The organism is Vibrio crassostreae 9ZC13, from assembly GCF_000272045.2.
Classification (GTDB): Bacteria; Pseudomonadota; Gammaproteobacteria; order Enterobacterales; family Vibrionaceae; genus Vibrio; species Vibrio crassostreae_C.
This window is the reverse complement of record NZ_AJYZ02000041.1, coordinates 31,733-45,458: the sequence shown is the minus strand read 5'-3', so window position 1 is coordinate 45,458 and position 13,726 is coordinate 31,733. Positions and strand designations below refer to the sequence as shown.

The 13,726-nt window shown below is 44.3% G+C and carries 14 protein-coding genes and 1 other RNA gene; 6 read left to right on the top strand and 9 right to left on the bottom strand.

Going from position 1 to position 13,726, the window contains the following annotated elements; translation table 11 throughout:
* Positions 1-6: 6 nt before the first annotated feature.
* Positions 7-1,185 (bottom strand): 2-octaprenyl-6-methoxyphenyl hydroxylase, encoded by a 1,179-nt coding sequence (gene ubiH, locus A136_RS14665; RefSeq protein WP_017059054.1) that lies wholly within the window; start codon positions 1,183-1,185, stop codon positions 7-9.
* A gap of 24 nt (positions 1,186-1,209) precedes the next feature.
* A complete protein-coding gene (locus A136_RS14660; protein WP_017059055.1) occupies positions 1,210-1,785 on the bottom strand; it encodes a YecA family protein in 576 nt (191 codons plus the stop codon).
* 308 nt (positions 1,786-2,093) lie between these two features.
* Here A136_RS14660 and zapA point away from each other — a divergent pair, with 308 nt between their 5' ends.
* The 5 genes from zapA (at position 2,094) to serA (ending at position 5,475) form a co-directional block, all read left to right on the top strand.
* Positions 2,094-2,402 (top strand): cell division protein ZapA, encoded by a 309-nt coding sequence (gene zapA / locus A136_RS14655; RefSeq protein ID WP_004735366.1) that lies wholly within the window; start codon positions 2,094-2,096, stop codon positions 2,400-2,402.
* Positions 2,403-2,413: 11 nt separating this feature from the next.
* Positions 2,414-2,597: non-coding RNA, 6S RNA (gene ssrS / locus A136_RS14650), on the top strand.
* Positions 2,598-2,603: 6 nt separating this feature from the next.
* Positions 2,604-3,203, top strand: a complete 600-nt coding sequence (locus tag A136_RS14645) for a 5-formyltetrahydrofolate cyclo-ligase (protein ID WP_017059056.1) — start codon at positions 2,604-2,606, stop codon at positions 3,201-3,203.
* A gap of 124 nt (positions 3,204-3,327) precedes the next feature.
* Entirely contained in the window at positions 3,328-3,984 is a 657-nt protein-coding gene (gene rpiA, locus A136_RS14640; RefSeq protein ID WP_017059057.1) for a ribose-5-phosphate isomerase RpiA, read from the top strand.
* Between the two features lie 261 nt (positions 3,985-4,245).
* Positions 4,246-5,475 carry a phosphoglycerate dehydrogenase gene (serA, locus tag A136_RS14635; RefSeq protein WP_017059058.1) on the top strand — a complete coding sequence of 410 codons (1,230 nt, stop codon included), beginning with the start codon at positions 4,246-4,248 and terminating at the stop codon, positions 5,473-5,475.
* A gap of 112 nt (positions 5,476-5,587) precedes the next feature.
* On the opposite strand, the gene A136_RS14630 is transcribed toward serA, so the two are convergent.
* Positions 5,588-6,301 carry an oxidative stress defense protein gene (locus A136_RS14630; protein WP_017059059.1) on the bottom strand — a complete coding sequence of 238 codons (714 nt, stop codon included), beginning with the start codon at positions 6,299-6,301 and terminating at the stop codon, positions 5,588-5,590.
* 111 nt (positions 6,302-6,412) lie between these two features.
* Positions 6,413-7,309 carry a LysR family transcriptional regulator ArgP gene (locus tag A136_RS14625; protein WP_017063202.1) on the bottom strand — a complete coding sequence of 299 codons (897 nt, stop codon included), beginning with the start codon at positions 7,307-7,309 and terminating at the stop codon, positions 6,413-6,415.
* Between the two features lie 142 nt (positions 7,310-7,451).
* On the opposite strand from A136_RS14625, the gene A136_RS14620 reads away from it, so the two are divergent.
* Positions 7,452-8,081 (top strand): LysE/ArgO family amino acid transporter, encoded by a 630-nt coding sequence (locus A136_RS14620; RefSeq protein WP_017059061.1) that lies wholly within the window; start codon positions 7,452-7,454, stop codon positions 8,079-8,081.
* A gap of 96 nt (positions 8,082-8,177) precedes the next feature.
* On the opposite strand, the gene mscS is transcribed toward A136_RS14620, so the two are convergent.
* The 5 genes from mscS to A136_RS14595 form a co-directional block, all read right to left on the bottom strand.
* Positions 8,178-9,044 carry a small-conductance mechanosensitive channel MscS gene (gene mscS / locus A136_RS14615; RefSeq protein WP_017063201.1) on the bottom strand — a complete coding sequence of 289 codons (867 nt, stop codon included), beginning with the start codon at positions 9,042-9,044 and terminating at the stop codon, positions 8,178-8,180.
* A 376-nt stretch (positions 9,045-9,420) separates the two neighbouring features.
* Positions 9,421-10,497 (bottom strand): class II fructose-bisphosphate aldolase, encoded by a 1,077-nt coding sequence (gene fbaA, locus A136_RS14610; RefSeq protein WP_010435694.1) that lies wholly within the window; start codon positions 10,495-10,497, stop codon positions 9,421-9,423.
* Positions 10,498-10,652: 155 nt separating this feature from the next.
* Complete coding sequence (locus A136_RS14605; RefSeq protein WP_017059064.1) at positions 10,653-11,816, bottom strand: phosphoglycerate kinase; 1,164 nt, start codon at positions 11,814-11,816, stop codon at positions 10,653-10,655.
* A 166-nt stretch (positions 11,817-11,982) separates the two neighbouring features.
* Complete coding sequence (epd, locus tag A136_RS14600; RefSeq protein WP_032545627.1) at positions 11,983-13,032, bottom strand: erythrose-4-phosphate dehydrogenase; 1,050 nt, start codon at positions 13,030-13,032, stop codon at positions 11,983-11,985.
* A gap of 213 nt (positions 13,033-13,245) precedes the next feature.
* The coding region (locus tag A136_RS14595; RefSeq protein WP_017063200.1) for a transketolase-like TK C-terminal-containing protein at positions 13,246-13,726 on the bottom strand (481 nt) is incomplete at its 5' end.

Sequence of the window (13,726 nt, the reverse complement as noted above, 5' to 3'; positions counted from 1 at the left end):
ATTACCTTATCTTTCTACTAGGCCAAGCGTATGACGCAAAAGTGGACCTTTAAGTGGTGGAAGGTTATCTATTACGGCTAACCCAAGATTACGCCCAATGCGAGCGGTCATATAATCGTTTGAGAACAGGTGAACTAGGCTTGAAGTCAACGTGATCGTTGCGTCTCGGTCTTGTTCTCTACGCTTTCTAAAGTTAACAAGACCACGGTAACGACCTACATCATCTAACTGGGTACACAACTCTTCTGCCAAGGAAGCCACATCTCGGATGCCTAGGTTAAAGCCTTGCCCCGCAATTGGGTGAAGCGTTTGAGCAGCATTACCAACAATGGCAAATCGATGAGAGATATTTTGCTGTCGGTGACGAAGAATCAGAGGGTAACTCGCGCGCTTGCCGACCTTCTCTAATCGGCCAAGTCGCCAGCCAAAGTCATTCTGCAATTGCTCAAGAAATTCATTGTCGTTTAGCGTCATCACTTTTTGTGCTTGCTCTGGTGTTAAACACCAAACCAGCGATAAACGGTTGTCACTCATCGGTAATAGAGCAACTGGCCCATGATGGGTAAAACGCTCAAATGCGCGACCTTGGTGAGGTTCACTCGCCACAATATTGGCAATCACAGCGACTTGCTCAAAGTCATGCTCACTCAATGAGATATTGAGCTGTTGGCAACAGGTTGAGATTGCACCGTCAGCAGCAACCAGTAACTTAGTGGTTACTGTTTGCCCACTTGTCAGTTCAATCGTCGTCAACGCTTCTTCACGTTCAACTTTACTAACAGACTCAGGACAAAGCATGGTAATTGCCGCTTCTGATTCAAGTTTCTGCTGATAGATTCGACCCACATCTGCTAACTCGACCACGTAGCCAAGCGCATCTACAGCAAGCTCTTCACTGTAGATGTCTGTCATTCCGGCATGCCCGCGATCCGAAACATGGATATCTTTAATCGGGGTCGCGACCGGAGCGATAGATTGCCATAAGCGCAAAGAATCCAGGATCTGCACCGTGCCATAGGACAAAGCAATCGAACGAGAATCAAACCCAGGGTGAGCTTGATGATCAACCTGATAAGGCTCCACTACCGCAATCGACAGTGAACCTTGGCTTAGGTGATTCAAAGCAAGGGCTAAGGTTGCCCCTGCCATTGCGCCACCAGCAATTACAACATCATACTGAGCCATCATAACCTCAAACCGGCCAACGAATTAATGAATGGTAGGCGCTGCATCTTCAGATGGGCGAGCACCAAATTCAGCATGAATCGTTAGTGCACACGCTTTTACGTGCTCAATAACGTGCTCTAGAAGCTGCGCTTGCTCTTCCAGATCATCTTCTTCGTCAATGCCTAGCTTAGCCATCTCTTCTAGATCAGCTAATGCTTCTTTTGTACTGTCAGACGCTTTGTTCAATTGAGCGCCAACCAAGCCTAGACCAGTAATGAAATGGTTAATCCAATCAGACACACCATCAGCCAAGTCAAATAGGCTTGCGCTTGCGTCTTCGTCAGGCAGCAACATAGACAATTCCATACCCGAACCTGTGATTTCACTGGTCGTTACTTTCAGTGTCGCTTCCGCTAGCGTTAATGCGCGATCTGGCCAACCCATGCCTTCATTGGTGTAATCGAAGATCAGTGGTTGCCAGCTTTTATCTGCAAGGCTTAAGCCTCCGCTTAACATACCCGTTAATAAACCGTGCATCTCAGCAGGGGTTACGGCTAGACTTGCCGATTGAAGTTCAGTCGCAACCGTTAGGTAGTCAGGTAAAGTAGTTTCGCTCATCAGATAGCTCGCTCAGTTATTCTTTATATCGATAGTATAATCGTACCACTTCACCCCAATTCTGGTAAGCATCGATCCCCAGCAATTGAAGGATGACTGACTACCAATTGTTCAATTTGCTGAATTACTGTGTGCTCAAGCTCTCATTTACAAACAGTCACTCTGAAAAGCTTGAATCTTAATAGCGGTTTACCTATAGTTTCTCCCTCAGAGGAGATTGCTTCCTCATCGGTACTTGCACTTTTTCTTTCTCAAAAAATGGCGAAGGGCAACAACCTTAAAATAGCGCGTTAAAGAGTTCATCCATCATGAGTAATCAAGCGGTAGACGTTGAAATATTAGGAAAACTGACTCGAGTGAATTGTCCACCAGGGCAAGAAGAGTCATTGATTGCAGCGGCGGCCGATCTTGATAATCGATTGAAAGAGATGGCTGAACGTACTAAGGTAACCAATGAAGTGAAGCTGCTGACTATCGCAGCTCTGAATATTTGCTACGAATTACAAACCAAGAAGTTTGAAGCAAATGATGAACAAAACGCACTGACCGAGCGAATGGAACAGCTCACGACATCACTTTCAGATGTCCTCAGTAAAGTTAAGCACGGACAGCAATAGCGTACACAAAATTTACCCTGGAGTGTTTGTCAGAGGATTCACGTCCCCGAGCCGATAAGCAATCCCTAAGGGTTAGTACTTGAGTGCTATTGAGCATGCTCGGCCCGACCGAGAAGCCTACGGTAATCATTGCTGATCCGCCTTGAACTCGCTGGTTCAAGGGCCATCTATTCTCAACGGCACTTTGGGGTATCCCTTCTTATGAAGACGCTCACACGCAGCGAATTTCGCAAACAGATCCGTATCAAACGCAATGCCTTATCTGGCGACCAACAAACTCAATCCGGTATCGACTTAGTTAAGCAGTGCATGCAGCTTGATGAAATTCAGTCTGCTCAGCATATTGCCCTCTATATCTCTATCGATGGCGAACTCGATACTCAGCCTTTAATCGAATGGTTATGGGCGCAAGGTAAGCAAACTTATTTACCAGTATTGCACCCCTTCTCTGCCGGGCACCTGCTGTTTTTACACTACTCGCCAACCACACCGACGGTCTTGAATAAGTACGGTATTGTCGAACCTCAGCTCAATCAAATGCTGGTTAAACCTTGTCAGCAACTCGACCTTATTCTTACGCCCCTTGTCGGCTTTGACTCCCATGGCCATCGTTTAGGTATGGGCGGCGGATATTACGATCGCACCTTGGCAAAGTGGTTCGAGACGGGCGAAGGTGCAGCTCCTATTGGTTTGGCTCATGATTGCCAACATGTTGATACGCTACCGATTGAAGAATGGGACATTCCGTTACCTAAAATCGTGACTCCGAGTAAAACTTGGCAATGGGAAAACAACCATTAAAGCGCTATAATCGCGCCGCAAACGTTAACCTCGATATAGAAACGTTAACTCAATATCTAAACGTTAACTTCATCATTACGCAAACGATCAATTCAAAGCGCAAGACCTTATTCAGGAGAATGGCATGACTCAAGATGAAATGAAAAAAGCAGCTGGCTGGGCAGCACTTCAATATGTTGAAGAAGGCAGCATTGTAGGTGTAGGTACTGGCTCTACAGTAAATCACTTCATCGACGCACTAGGCACAATGAAAGACAAAATCAAAGGTGCGGTTTCAAGCTCTGTTGCTTCAACGCAGCGACTAGAAGAGCTAGAGATCAAAGTGTATGAGTGTAACGATGTCGCTAAGCTAGACATCTATGTTGATGGCGCAGATGAAATCAACCCAACTCGCGATATGATCAAAGGCGGCGGCGCTGCTTTGACTCGTGAAAAAATCGTAGCGGCTATCTCTGATAAGTTTGTGTGTATTGTTGACGGTACTAAAGCAGTTGATGTGTTGGGTAAATTCCCACTGCCTGTTGAAGTAATCCCAATGGCACGTTCATACGTGGCACGTGAGTTGGTTAAGCTTGGTGGTGACCCAGTTTACCGCGAAGGCTGCACAACCGATAACGGCAACGTGATCCTAGATGTGTACGGCATGGCGATCGAAAACCCGAAACAACTAGAAGATATCATCAATGGTATAGCTGGTGTGGTGACGGTTGGTCTGTTCGCTCACCGTGGTGCTGATGTGGTTATCACCGGCACGCCTGAAGGTGCAAAAATCGAAGAATAAATAATAGAAGATTGAGTTTTTCTGTTACTTCATTACATACGGTGCCCTAGGGCGCCGTTTTTTTTGCTTTATTGCTGTAAAATTATGTCTTATTCCGTAATTTTCTTACCCAAAACATTTTTTTTTTGTTACTTTATTGTTCAGAAGACGCACAGGGAAAACGTTTGTCTCCTAACAAAGTGGTGAATTTGTTCCCCTTTCAGCCATTTTGTAGCACGTGCGCCGCATTTGCCCAACCTTTCCATTTTAAGGACGAGAACAATGGCCAAAGTTTCACTGGAAAAAGAAAAAATTAAAATTCTACTTCTAGAAGGTCTTCACCCTTCTTCTGTAGAAGTACTGCAAGCCGCTGGTTACACAAACATTGAGTACCACAAAGGCTCGCTACCGGAAGATGAACTTCTTGAAGCAGTAAAAGATGCTCATTTCATTGGTATTCGTTCTCGCACTAATATCTCCCAAGAAGTTATTGATGCAGCTGAAAAGCTGGTTGCCGTCGGTTGTTTCTGTATTGGTACTAACCAAGTCAACCTTCAAGCAGCAGCAAAACGCGGTATCCCTGTGTTCAACGCACCGTTCTCAAACACTCGAAGCGTTGCTGAGCTCGTTCTTGGTCAGGTTCTATTGCTACTACGTGGCATTCCAGAAAAGAACGCGCTTGCACACCGTGGCATCTGGAAAAAGAGTGCCGACAACTCTTACGAAGCCCGTGGTAAGCGTTTAGGTATTATTGGCTACGGTCACATCGGTACTCAACTGGGTATTATTGCTGAAAACCTTGGCATGCGTGTTTACTTCTACGACATTGAAAACAAACTGTCTCTGGGTAACGCAACGCAAGTTCATACCATGACGGAATTACTGAACAAGTGTGACGTAATCTCTTTGCATGTACCTGAAACCAACGAAACAAAAGACATGATGGGTAAAGAAGAGTTCGAGCGCATGAAGCCTGGTTCTATCTTTATCAACGCAGCTCGTGGAACGGTAGTCGATATTCCTGCTCTGTGTGGCGCTCTGGAGTCTGGACACCTTGCAGGTGCGGCTATTGATGTTTTCCCAACAGAACCAAAAACCAATGCAGACCCGTTTGAGTCTCCATTAATGCAGTTCGATAACGTGATCCTAACGCCTCACGTGGGTGGTTCAACTCAAGAAGCACAAGAGAACATTGGTGTTGAAGTTGCTGGTAAGCTAGCGAAATACTCTGATAACGGCTCTACGCTATCAAGTGTTAACTTCCCTGAGGTATCACTACCACTGCATACTGGAACGTCTCGTTTATTACACATTCACGAAAACCGCCCAGGCATCCTAACTCAGATCAACACCATCTTCGCTGAGGAAGGGATCAACATCGCGGGTCAATACCTACAGACTGCGGCTGATATGGGTTATGTCGTTATCGATGTAGAAGCCGATCGCTCTGAAGAAGCACTGCTTAAACTGAAAGAGATCGAAGGCACAATCCGTGCTCGTCTTCTTCACTAATCATCGCACTCAAAATGCATAAAAAAGGCTCTCATCATGAGAGCCTTTTTAGCATTTGGCCTATCGTAGGTAATTAGGTCGTCATGATCCAAAACCTTCTATAGCACTGTCATTACTCTTCGATCTGGTAGATCACATTCACGCGATCACGAATGGTGATCGTTGAGTCTTCATAAGAGTTCGATTCTGTTCTTGCATCCATCGCCATTGAACGCATGAGTACTGGCTGAGAAGATTGGGCGTTGTAATCCACGCGCCATACATCACCTAACTCGCGCTCAAAACCACTCGCCAATGATTTAGCTTTTGATGTCGCATCTTTAATGGCTTCTAAGCGCGCTTGCTCTTGATACTTAGCTTGGTCGCGAACTTGCAGTTGGATGTTGTCGATCTGATTAATGCCTTCTCCAATCGCAATATCCATGTACTCATTAAGATTAGCTAGCTCAGTCACTTGAACGGTCACATTACGTGAGGCGCGGTAGCCAACCAGTTCCGGTTTGCCATCTTTCGGGTAATGATATTGAGGAGATAAATACAGGTTAGAGCTGTGTACACTCGCCTCATCAACACCAGCTTGATGTAGCTTGTTTAGAAAGCCTGTCACGACTTTATCAACGGTATTTTTAGCCTGTTCAGCAGTCATCGTCGATTCCACGACTCTCACAGAGAATGTCGCCATATCAGGTGTAGCGATCACTTCACCATAGCCTGTCGTTGAAATATGAGGAAAGGATGGAGAGTCAGCCAATGATGGAAAACTCACAGCACTCAACGCCGCAGTAAGAGTAAGAGACGTTGCTAACATCTTTGGTACAAGCTTCATTAGGTATGACCTATGCTAAACAAATGTCCTTTCATCATAGAGCAATTTATCGTTTAGCCAATCCAGAGCACACACTTCTAACAGAACTTTGACGCTGAAAAAACCAACAGTTTACTGAGGTAAGTGATTGTGAGCAAAACTCAATATTGCTTGGGATACCTCTTTTAATACTCCGCTCTCAAGCTGCCAATGGTGCCAATAGATGCGATAAGAGAGCAGAAAGCCAGGGGTAATATCAATCAGAGCACCAGACTCGAGCTCATCGATAATCTGTAATCGGGGGATCAAGCAATAGGCTACACCCGATAATGCCAAGCGCACAAATGCTTCTGAACTGCCGACTGTATGATTGATCACACTGTCTCTCGGTACGTTAAAATGATCATGCAGAAACTTCTTATGCAGATCATCGTATTGATCATAGGAAACCGCAGGCGCTTTGCTTAAAGTGGCGTAGTTTACGCCCTCTGCAAAGTAACGCTGATGAAAATCAGGGCTAGCCACACACACATAATCCATCCTACCAAGATAGTCGGCACTGCAGCCTGGAATCGCTTGAGACTCCAAACTGATTGCACCTGCCACCTCGCCACTTTTTATCTTTTCAATGGTTCTCGACTCACCATGAATCGCGAGGTTCAACTCGACTTGGCGAGATTTCATCACATCCAACAAAGCCGGTAGCAGCCATGTCGCCAAACTATCAGCGTTGGTGGCTATGGATATCGATAGTGGCTGAGTTCCCTCTTCATTCATCAACTCAGGCACAAGTTCGTGCTCTAACAACCGAACACGACGATATAAGCCCAGTAATTTTTTACCCGCAGGCGTTGGCCTAGGCGGGCTTTCTCTCACTAAGGCAGGCTGAGCCAACCACTTTTCCAGCTGTTTGATGCGCTGAGATATCGCCGACTGGGATATATATAACTGCTCAGCAGCCCTTTCGAAGCCACGTTGTTTTACTACAGCATCCAGTGCTTCAATCCATTTATAATCCAATCCGCGCATCAATTTGCTTCCTTTTTAAGCTAACTCATCACCACATTAGCAACTCTAATAATAGATTAAAATCATTAATTATACTTATTTAAAGGGTCAGAGTATCTTCGCCATATAGCACGTAAATATCGTTAAATAAGTGGAGGTTAAAATGAGTTTTTGGGTTTTATTACAAGGTTTTGGTCTAGGGGCAAGTATGATTATCCCTATTGGCGCTCAGAATGCGTACGTCCTAAATCAAGGGATAAAACGCAATCATCATTTAACGACAGCAACGATTTGTAGCCTGCTCGATACTCTGTTTATCTCATTAGGCATTTTTGGCGGCGGAGCGATCTTGTCGCAAAATGAATTACTGCTTACCTCAGTGACACTAGGTGGCATCGCTTTTCTGACTGTGTATGGTTTGCTCTCACTACGCAGTGCATTCAAAGTGCGCACCAGTGATGAGTCGAAAGGTGAGATATTAGCGCGTGGCAAGCGCACCGTTATTTTAGGGGCATTGGCAGTAACAGTATTAAACCCACATCTCTATTTGGATACCGTGGTAATTCTTGGATCCATTGGTGGGCAATTTGAAGGCAACGACAGAATTGCATTTGCTATGGGGACTATATTGGCTTCGTTCGTCTGGTTCTATTCTTTGTCATTAGGCGCTGCAAAACTAGGCCCGACGCTATCTAAACCTAAGGTTAAGAAAGGCATTGATATCGCAGTCGCAACCATGATGTTCGCCATAGCAACGGTGCTTACCGATGGACTTATTGAGCAATACTGGTAAATCTATTTAGCTTCATGAAACCAACAAAAAAGGCGGATAACCTAAGTTATCCGCCTTTCCTTATAAAAGCTTATAGTTATAAAAACTAACTAGGAATTAAGCTTCTACTTTATTCATGTGTACATCCATTTGCGGGAATGGAATTTCGATACCCTCGTTATCCAAGCCTTCTTTGATTGCTTGCATCAGGTCGAAATAAACATTCCAGTAGTCAGCAGTGCTAACCCATGGACGAACAACGAAGTTAACTGAAGAATCAGCAAGCGTATGAACACCAACTTGAACGCCAGGTTCTTTCAGTACACGCTCATCAGATTCACAGATCTTAGTCAGTAGCGCTTTTGTCTTCTGAAGATCAGCGTTGTAAGAAACACCAATCATTAGATCAATACGGCGCGTCGCATGACGAGAATAGTTTGTGATTGGGCTGCCGATAACGCTACCGTTAGGTACTACAACCATTTTGTTGTCTGGCGTTGTTAGAACCGTTTGGAAGATTTGAATAGAATCAACTGAACCTGCCACACCACCAATTTCCACATAGTCACCAGACTTAAATGGACGGAATGCAACGATAAGTACACCAGCAGCAAAGTTAGATAGTGAGCCTTGTAGTGCAAGACCAACGGCTAAACCAGCCGCACCAATAACAGCAACTACAGATGCCGTTTGAACACCTAAACGACCAAGTGCAGCAATTAAAACAATCACAAACAACAAGTAACGAACTAAACCATGGACGAACTCCACAACTGCTCGGTCCATTTTCTTCTTCTGAAGAACCTTAGACACGCTATTCGCTACTGCTTTAACAATAAGGTTACCAATAAATAGAATTATCAGTGCTGAAATGATATTTACGCCATATTGGATAAATAAATCTGAATTATTTGTTAACCACTGCTCTGCTTGAGACAAACCATCCACAAGTGGAGTCTCAATCGCTGTCGAACTATCAGCCATAATGTGCATCCTCTATATAATATGCTATGGGCTAAACTGCCTTAAGCCTCATTTACTCTGCAATATAATAAACAGTGTAATTACCGTTAAGTCATTGTGTTAAAAGTAAATTAAAGCCAAGTCCTTTTTATAAACTGAACCAAGTTCAGTTTTTCGGCACGATATCCTATCTTTGACAGATTGCAAAGTCATATTTATGTAAGCTTTTGAATTATTAAAACTTACCGATAAACACAAATACCGATAACTAAAAGACTACGAAATTTATTCACCGCACGCTAGGTTTTTCACATATTTAGTACAAGTTTTTATCAGATATAAAAAACCCGCTCAATGAGCGGGTTTTTAAAACTTAAAGAGTACTTAATTCAAAGAATTATAGTACGTCTACAGCGTTAAGGTCAGCAAATGCTTTCTCTAGACGAGCAACCATTGAAGCTTGACCAGCACGTAGCCATACGCGTGGATCGTAGTACTTCTTGTTTGGAGCAGCTTCGCCAGTTGGGTTGCCGATTTGACCTTGTAGGAAATCGAAGTTGTCAGCAGAGTACTGACGGATACCGTCCCAAGTTGCCCACTGTGTATCAGTATCGATGTTCATTTTGATAACACCGTAGCCGATAGACTCTTGGATTTCTGCTTCAGAAGAACCAGAACCACCGTGGAATACGAAGTTTAGAGCGTTAGGTGCGATACCGAACTTCTCTGCACAGTATGCTTGAGAGTCACGTAGGATAGTTGGAGTAAGTACAACGTTACCAGCTTGGTAAACACCGTGTACGTTACCGAAAGATGCAGCGATAGTGAAACGTGGGCTAACAGCCATTAGTTTCTCGTAAGCGTATGCTACGTCTTCTGGAGAAGTGTAAAGCTCAGATGCGTCCATATCAGAGTTATCAACGCCGTCTTCTTCACCACCAGTACAACCAAGTTCGATCTCGATTGTCATGTTCATTTTAGCCATGCGCTCTAGGTACTTAGCACATGTTTCGATGTTCTCTTCTAGAGACTCTTCAGAAAGGTCTAGCATGTGAGAAGAGAATAGAGGCTTACCAGTTTGTGCGAAGAACTCTTCACCAGCGTCTAGTAGACCGTCGATCCATGGAAGAAGTTTCTTAGCAGCGTGGTCAGTGTGCAGGATAACTGGAACACCGTAAGCTTCAGCTACAGCGTGTACGTATTTTGCACCAGCTACAGCGCCAAGAACTTGTGCGCCTTGACCTTCAAGTTTAACGCCTTTACCTGCGAAGAATGCAGCGCCGCCGTTAGAGAACTGAACAACTACTGGAGCTTTAACTTTAGCAGCTGCTTCTAGTACTGCGTTTACAGAGTCAGTACCAACAACGTTTACAGCAGGAAGAGCAAATTTGTTTTCTTTTGCTACTTCAAATACTTTCTGTACGTCATCGCCAGAAATCACACCAGGTTTTACAAAATCGAAGATCTTAGACATGGAAATAGTCCTATTTATTCTATCGTTTTAAGATTAAAAAACTTAAGTTTAAAAACTTGCAATCGTTTGCTCACAACTTATGCCATTCTAGCAAAAAAGTGTGATATGCAGCAAACGTTAAAAGGCGAGATTCACATCTCGCCTTTCTAAATCAATTATGCTTTAGCACGCTCTTCAAGCATTGCTACTGCAGGAAGTACTTTACCTTCAACGAATTCAAGGAAAGCGCCACCGCCAGTAGAGATGTAAGAAACGTCAGCTTTGATACCGAACTTATCGATAGCTGCTAGCGTGTCACCACCACCTGCTACAGAGAAACCTGCAGACTCAGCGATTGCTTTAGAGATACCAGCTGTACCCGCTTCGAAGTTCTTGAATTCGAATACGCCTACAGGGCCGTTCCAAAGGATTGTTTTCGCGTTGCCGATGATTTCAGCTAGTGCCGCAGTTGAATCTGGACCAAGGTCGAAGATCATGTCGTCGTCTTGAACTTCAGAAACGTGCTTGATTTCAGCTTCTGCGTTTTCGTCGAATGCTTTAGCACATGCAACGTCAGTTGCTACTGGGATAGCACACTCTTTCATTAGCTTTTGAGCCGTTTCAACTAGGTCAGCTTCGTATAGAGACTTACCTACGTTGTGGCCTTCAGCAGCGATGAATGTGTTCGCGATACCACCACCAACAACAAGCTGGTCAGCAATTTTAGAAAGAGATTCTAGAACGGTTAGTTTAGTAGAAACTTTAGAACCACCAACAATAGCCACTAGTGGGCGAGCTGGGTTGTCCATTGCTTTACCAAGCGCTTCAAGCTCAGCAGCTAGAAGAGGGCCAGCACATGCTACAGGAGCGTAAGTACCAACGCCGTGTGTAGAAGCTTGAGCACGGTGAGCTGTACCGAATGCATCCATTACAAAGATGTCACATAGTGCAGCGTATTGCTTAGAAAGTGCTTCTTCGTTCTTCTTCTCGCCTTTGTTGAAACGAACGTTTTCAAGAACAACAAGTTCACCAGCGTTTAGCTCTAGGCCGTTTACGTAATCTTTAGCTAGTTTAACTTCGCAGTCTAGTGCGTCGTTTAGGTAGTTAACTACAGGAGCTAGAGAGAACTCTTCGTTGTATTCGCCTTCAGTAGGACGACCAAGGTGAGAAGTAACCATTACCTTTGCGCCAGCTTCTAGGCAAAGTTTGATAGTTGGTAGAGATGCAAGGATACGTGCATCTGAAGTTACTTTACCGTCTTTTACTGGTACGTTTAGGTCAGCACGGATAAATACGCGTTTACCTGCAAGTTCCAGGTCAGTCATCTTGATCACAGACATGATTTGTCCTCTCAAATTTAAATAAATATAAAGTTTTGGAAACTCAGCAACCCTGCTAAGCCTATAAATTATTCAACTGGTAATTCTTTCACTACTAATAATATGTGGACTCTTAGTATTTATTTCAAGCTAAAAAATAAATAATCCGCACATTTGCTTCTAGGTCTTACTTCTTGCCTTCAGAAGCTTGCATTGCAAGAACCGTATCCAGCATTCGGTTCGCAAAGCCCCATTCATTATCACACCACACTAGCATTTTAACTAAGTGGCCGTTGCTCACTCGCGTTTGTGAACCATCAACGATTGCGCTATGGGGATCGTGATTAAAGTCGATGGAAACGAGCGGCGCTTCAGTATAGTCAACTATATTGTGTAATGTACACTGGGATGCATTAACAATGGTTTGATTTACGTCATTAACTTTCACATTTGCATTAATTGTGACACTTAAATCCATCGCTGTTACGTTTACCGTCGGCACACGCACAGATATAGCTTCAAATTTGTTGGAAAATTTCGGGAAGATTCTTTCAATACCTTTATGCAACTTGGTATCGACAGGAATGATCGATTGGCTTGCTGCTCGAGTACGACGCAAATCGCTGTGGTACGCATCGATAACTTGTTGATCATTCATTGAAGAGTGAATAGTCGTAATCGTACCGGACTCGATACCAAAGGCGTCATCAAGAACCTTAATGATAGGGACAATACAGTTGGTGGTGCACGAACCATTGGAAACGATTTGGTGGTCCGCTTCGATGGTATCGTGGTTCACACCATAGATAATGGTGTTATCGAGGTCATTGGCACCGGGGTGAGAAAACAGTACCTTTTTCGCCCCTGCAGCAATGTGCGCGAGGCCGTCATCTCGGCAACCATAAACACCGGTACAATCGAGAACGATATCCACCTCAAGGTCACGCCAAGGCAACAGCTCAATATCAGCAAGATGTAAGATACGAATGGTATCAAACTCACCCTTGTCTTCAGCACCAATGCCATGATGGACATAAATGTGCTCTTGATCGTTAGAGATTTTCTTACCGAAGCGGCCGTGACTGGTGTCGTACTGCAATAGGTGAGCCATAGCGTCAGGCTGAGCAAGCTCATTGACCGCTACTACTTTGATTTGTTGGCTTTTGCCACTTTCATAGACAGCGCGCAATACATTACGCCCTATTCGTCCAAATCCATTTATCGCGACTTTTAGCATAGTTCCGTACATCTAACCAAAATTTCGTGCAACAGATGATAACTGAATCCTACCCAAAAGGCATTACTTGAATAACTCAGCTTGTTCATGACAGATTGATCTGTTGCTTATAGAGATGAGTCTAGGAGAAACAAATCCCAGAGACAAAAAACCGAGCTCAGCGCTCGGTTTTTTTATTCATTTCATTGTTAGCACTAAGCTAGCAATCAATGATTAAGCAAGAAGCTCTTTCGCGGTGTTTACTACGTTTTCAGTAGTGAAACCGAACATCTTGAATAGCTCGCCTGCTGGTGCAGATTCGCCGAACGTTGTCATACCGATGATCTTGCCACCGAAACCAACGTACTTGTACCAGAAGTCAGCGATGCCAGCTTCTACTGCGATACGAGCAGTAACGTCAGATGGAAGTACAGACTCACGGTATTCAGCATCTTGCTTGTCGAACGCGTCAGTTGCAGGCATAGATACTACGCGTACTGCTTTACCTTCAGCGGTTAACTGTGCAGCAGCTTCAACAGCAAGCTCAACTTCAGAACCTGTTGCAATGATGATTAGCTCAGGCTTGCCTTCACAATCTTTCAGGATGTAACCACCCTTAGCGATGTTAGCTACTTGCTCAGCATTACGATCTTGTTGTGCAAGGTTTTGACGAGAGAAGATTAAAGATGAAGGACCATCTTTACGCTCAATAGCC

Bases quoted from the DNA above. Each gene is read 5' to 3' on its own strand.
- ubiH (WP_017059054.1), bottom strand. From the start codon at position 1,185: ATGGCTCAGTATGATGTTGTAATTGCTGGTGGCGCAATGGCAGGGGCA.
- A136_RS14660 (WP_017059055.1), bottom strand. From the start codon at position 1,785: ATGAGCGAAACTACTTTACCTGACTACCTAACGGTTGCGACTGAACTT.
- zapA (WP_004735366.1), top strand. From the start codon at position 2,094: ATGAGTAATCAAGCGGTAGACGTTGAAATATTAGGAAAACTGACTCGA.
- A136_RS14645 (WP_017059056.1), top strand. From the start codon at position 2,604: ATGAAGACGCTCACACGCAGCGAATTTCGCAAACAGATCCGTATCAAA.
- rpiA (WP_017059057.1), top strand. From the start codon at position 3,328: ATGACTCAAGATGAAATGAAAAAAGCAGCTGGCTGGGCAGCACTTCAA.
- serA (WP_017059058.1), top strand. From the start codon at position 4,246: ATGGCCAAAGTTTCACTGGAAAAAGAAAAAATTAAAATTCTACTTCTA.
- A136_RS14630 (WP_017059059.1), bottom strand. From the start codon at position 6,301: ATGAAGCTTGTACCAAAGATGTTAGCAACGTCTCTTACTCTTACTGCG.
- A136_RS14625 (WP_017063202.1), bottom strand. From the start codon at position 7,309: ATGCGCGGATTGGATTATAAATGGATTGAAGCACTGGATGCTGTAGTA.
- A136_RS14620 (WP_017059061.1), top strand. From the start codon at position 7,452: ATGAGTTTTTGGGTTTTATTACAAGGTTTTGGTCTAGGGGCAAGTATG.
- mscS (WP_017063201.1), bottom strand. From the start codon at position 9,044: ATGGCTGATAGTTCGACAGCGATTGAGACTCCACTTGTGGATGGTTTG.
- fbaA (WP_010435694.1), bottom strand. From the start codon at position 10,497: ATGTCTAAGATCTTCGATTTTGTAAAACCTGGTGTGATTTCTGGCGAT.
- A136_RS14605 (WP_017059064.1), bottom strand. From the start codon at position 11,816: ATGTCTGTGATCAAGATGACTGACCTGGAACTTGCAGGTAAACGCGTA.
- epd (WP_032545627.1), bottom strand. From the start codon at position 13,032: ATGCTAAAAGTCGCGATAAATGGATTTGGACGAATAGGGCGTAATGTA.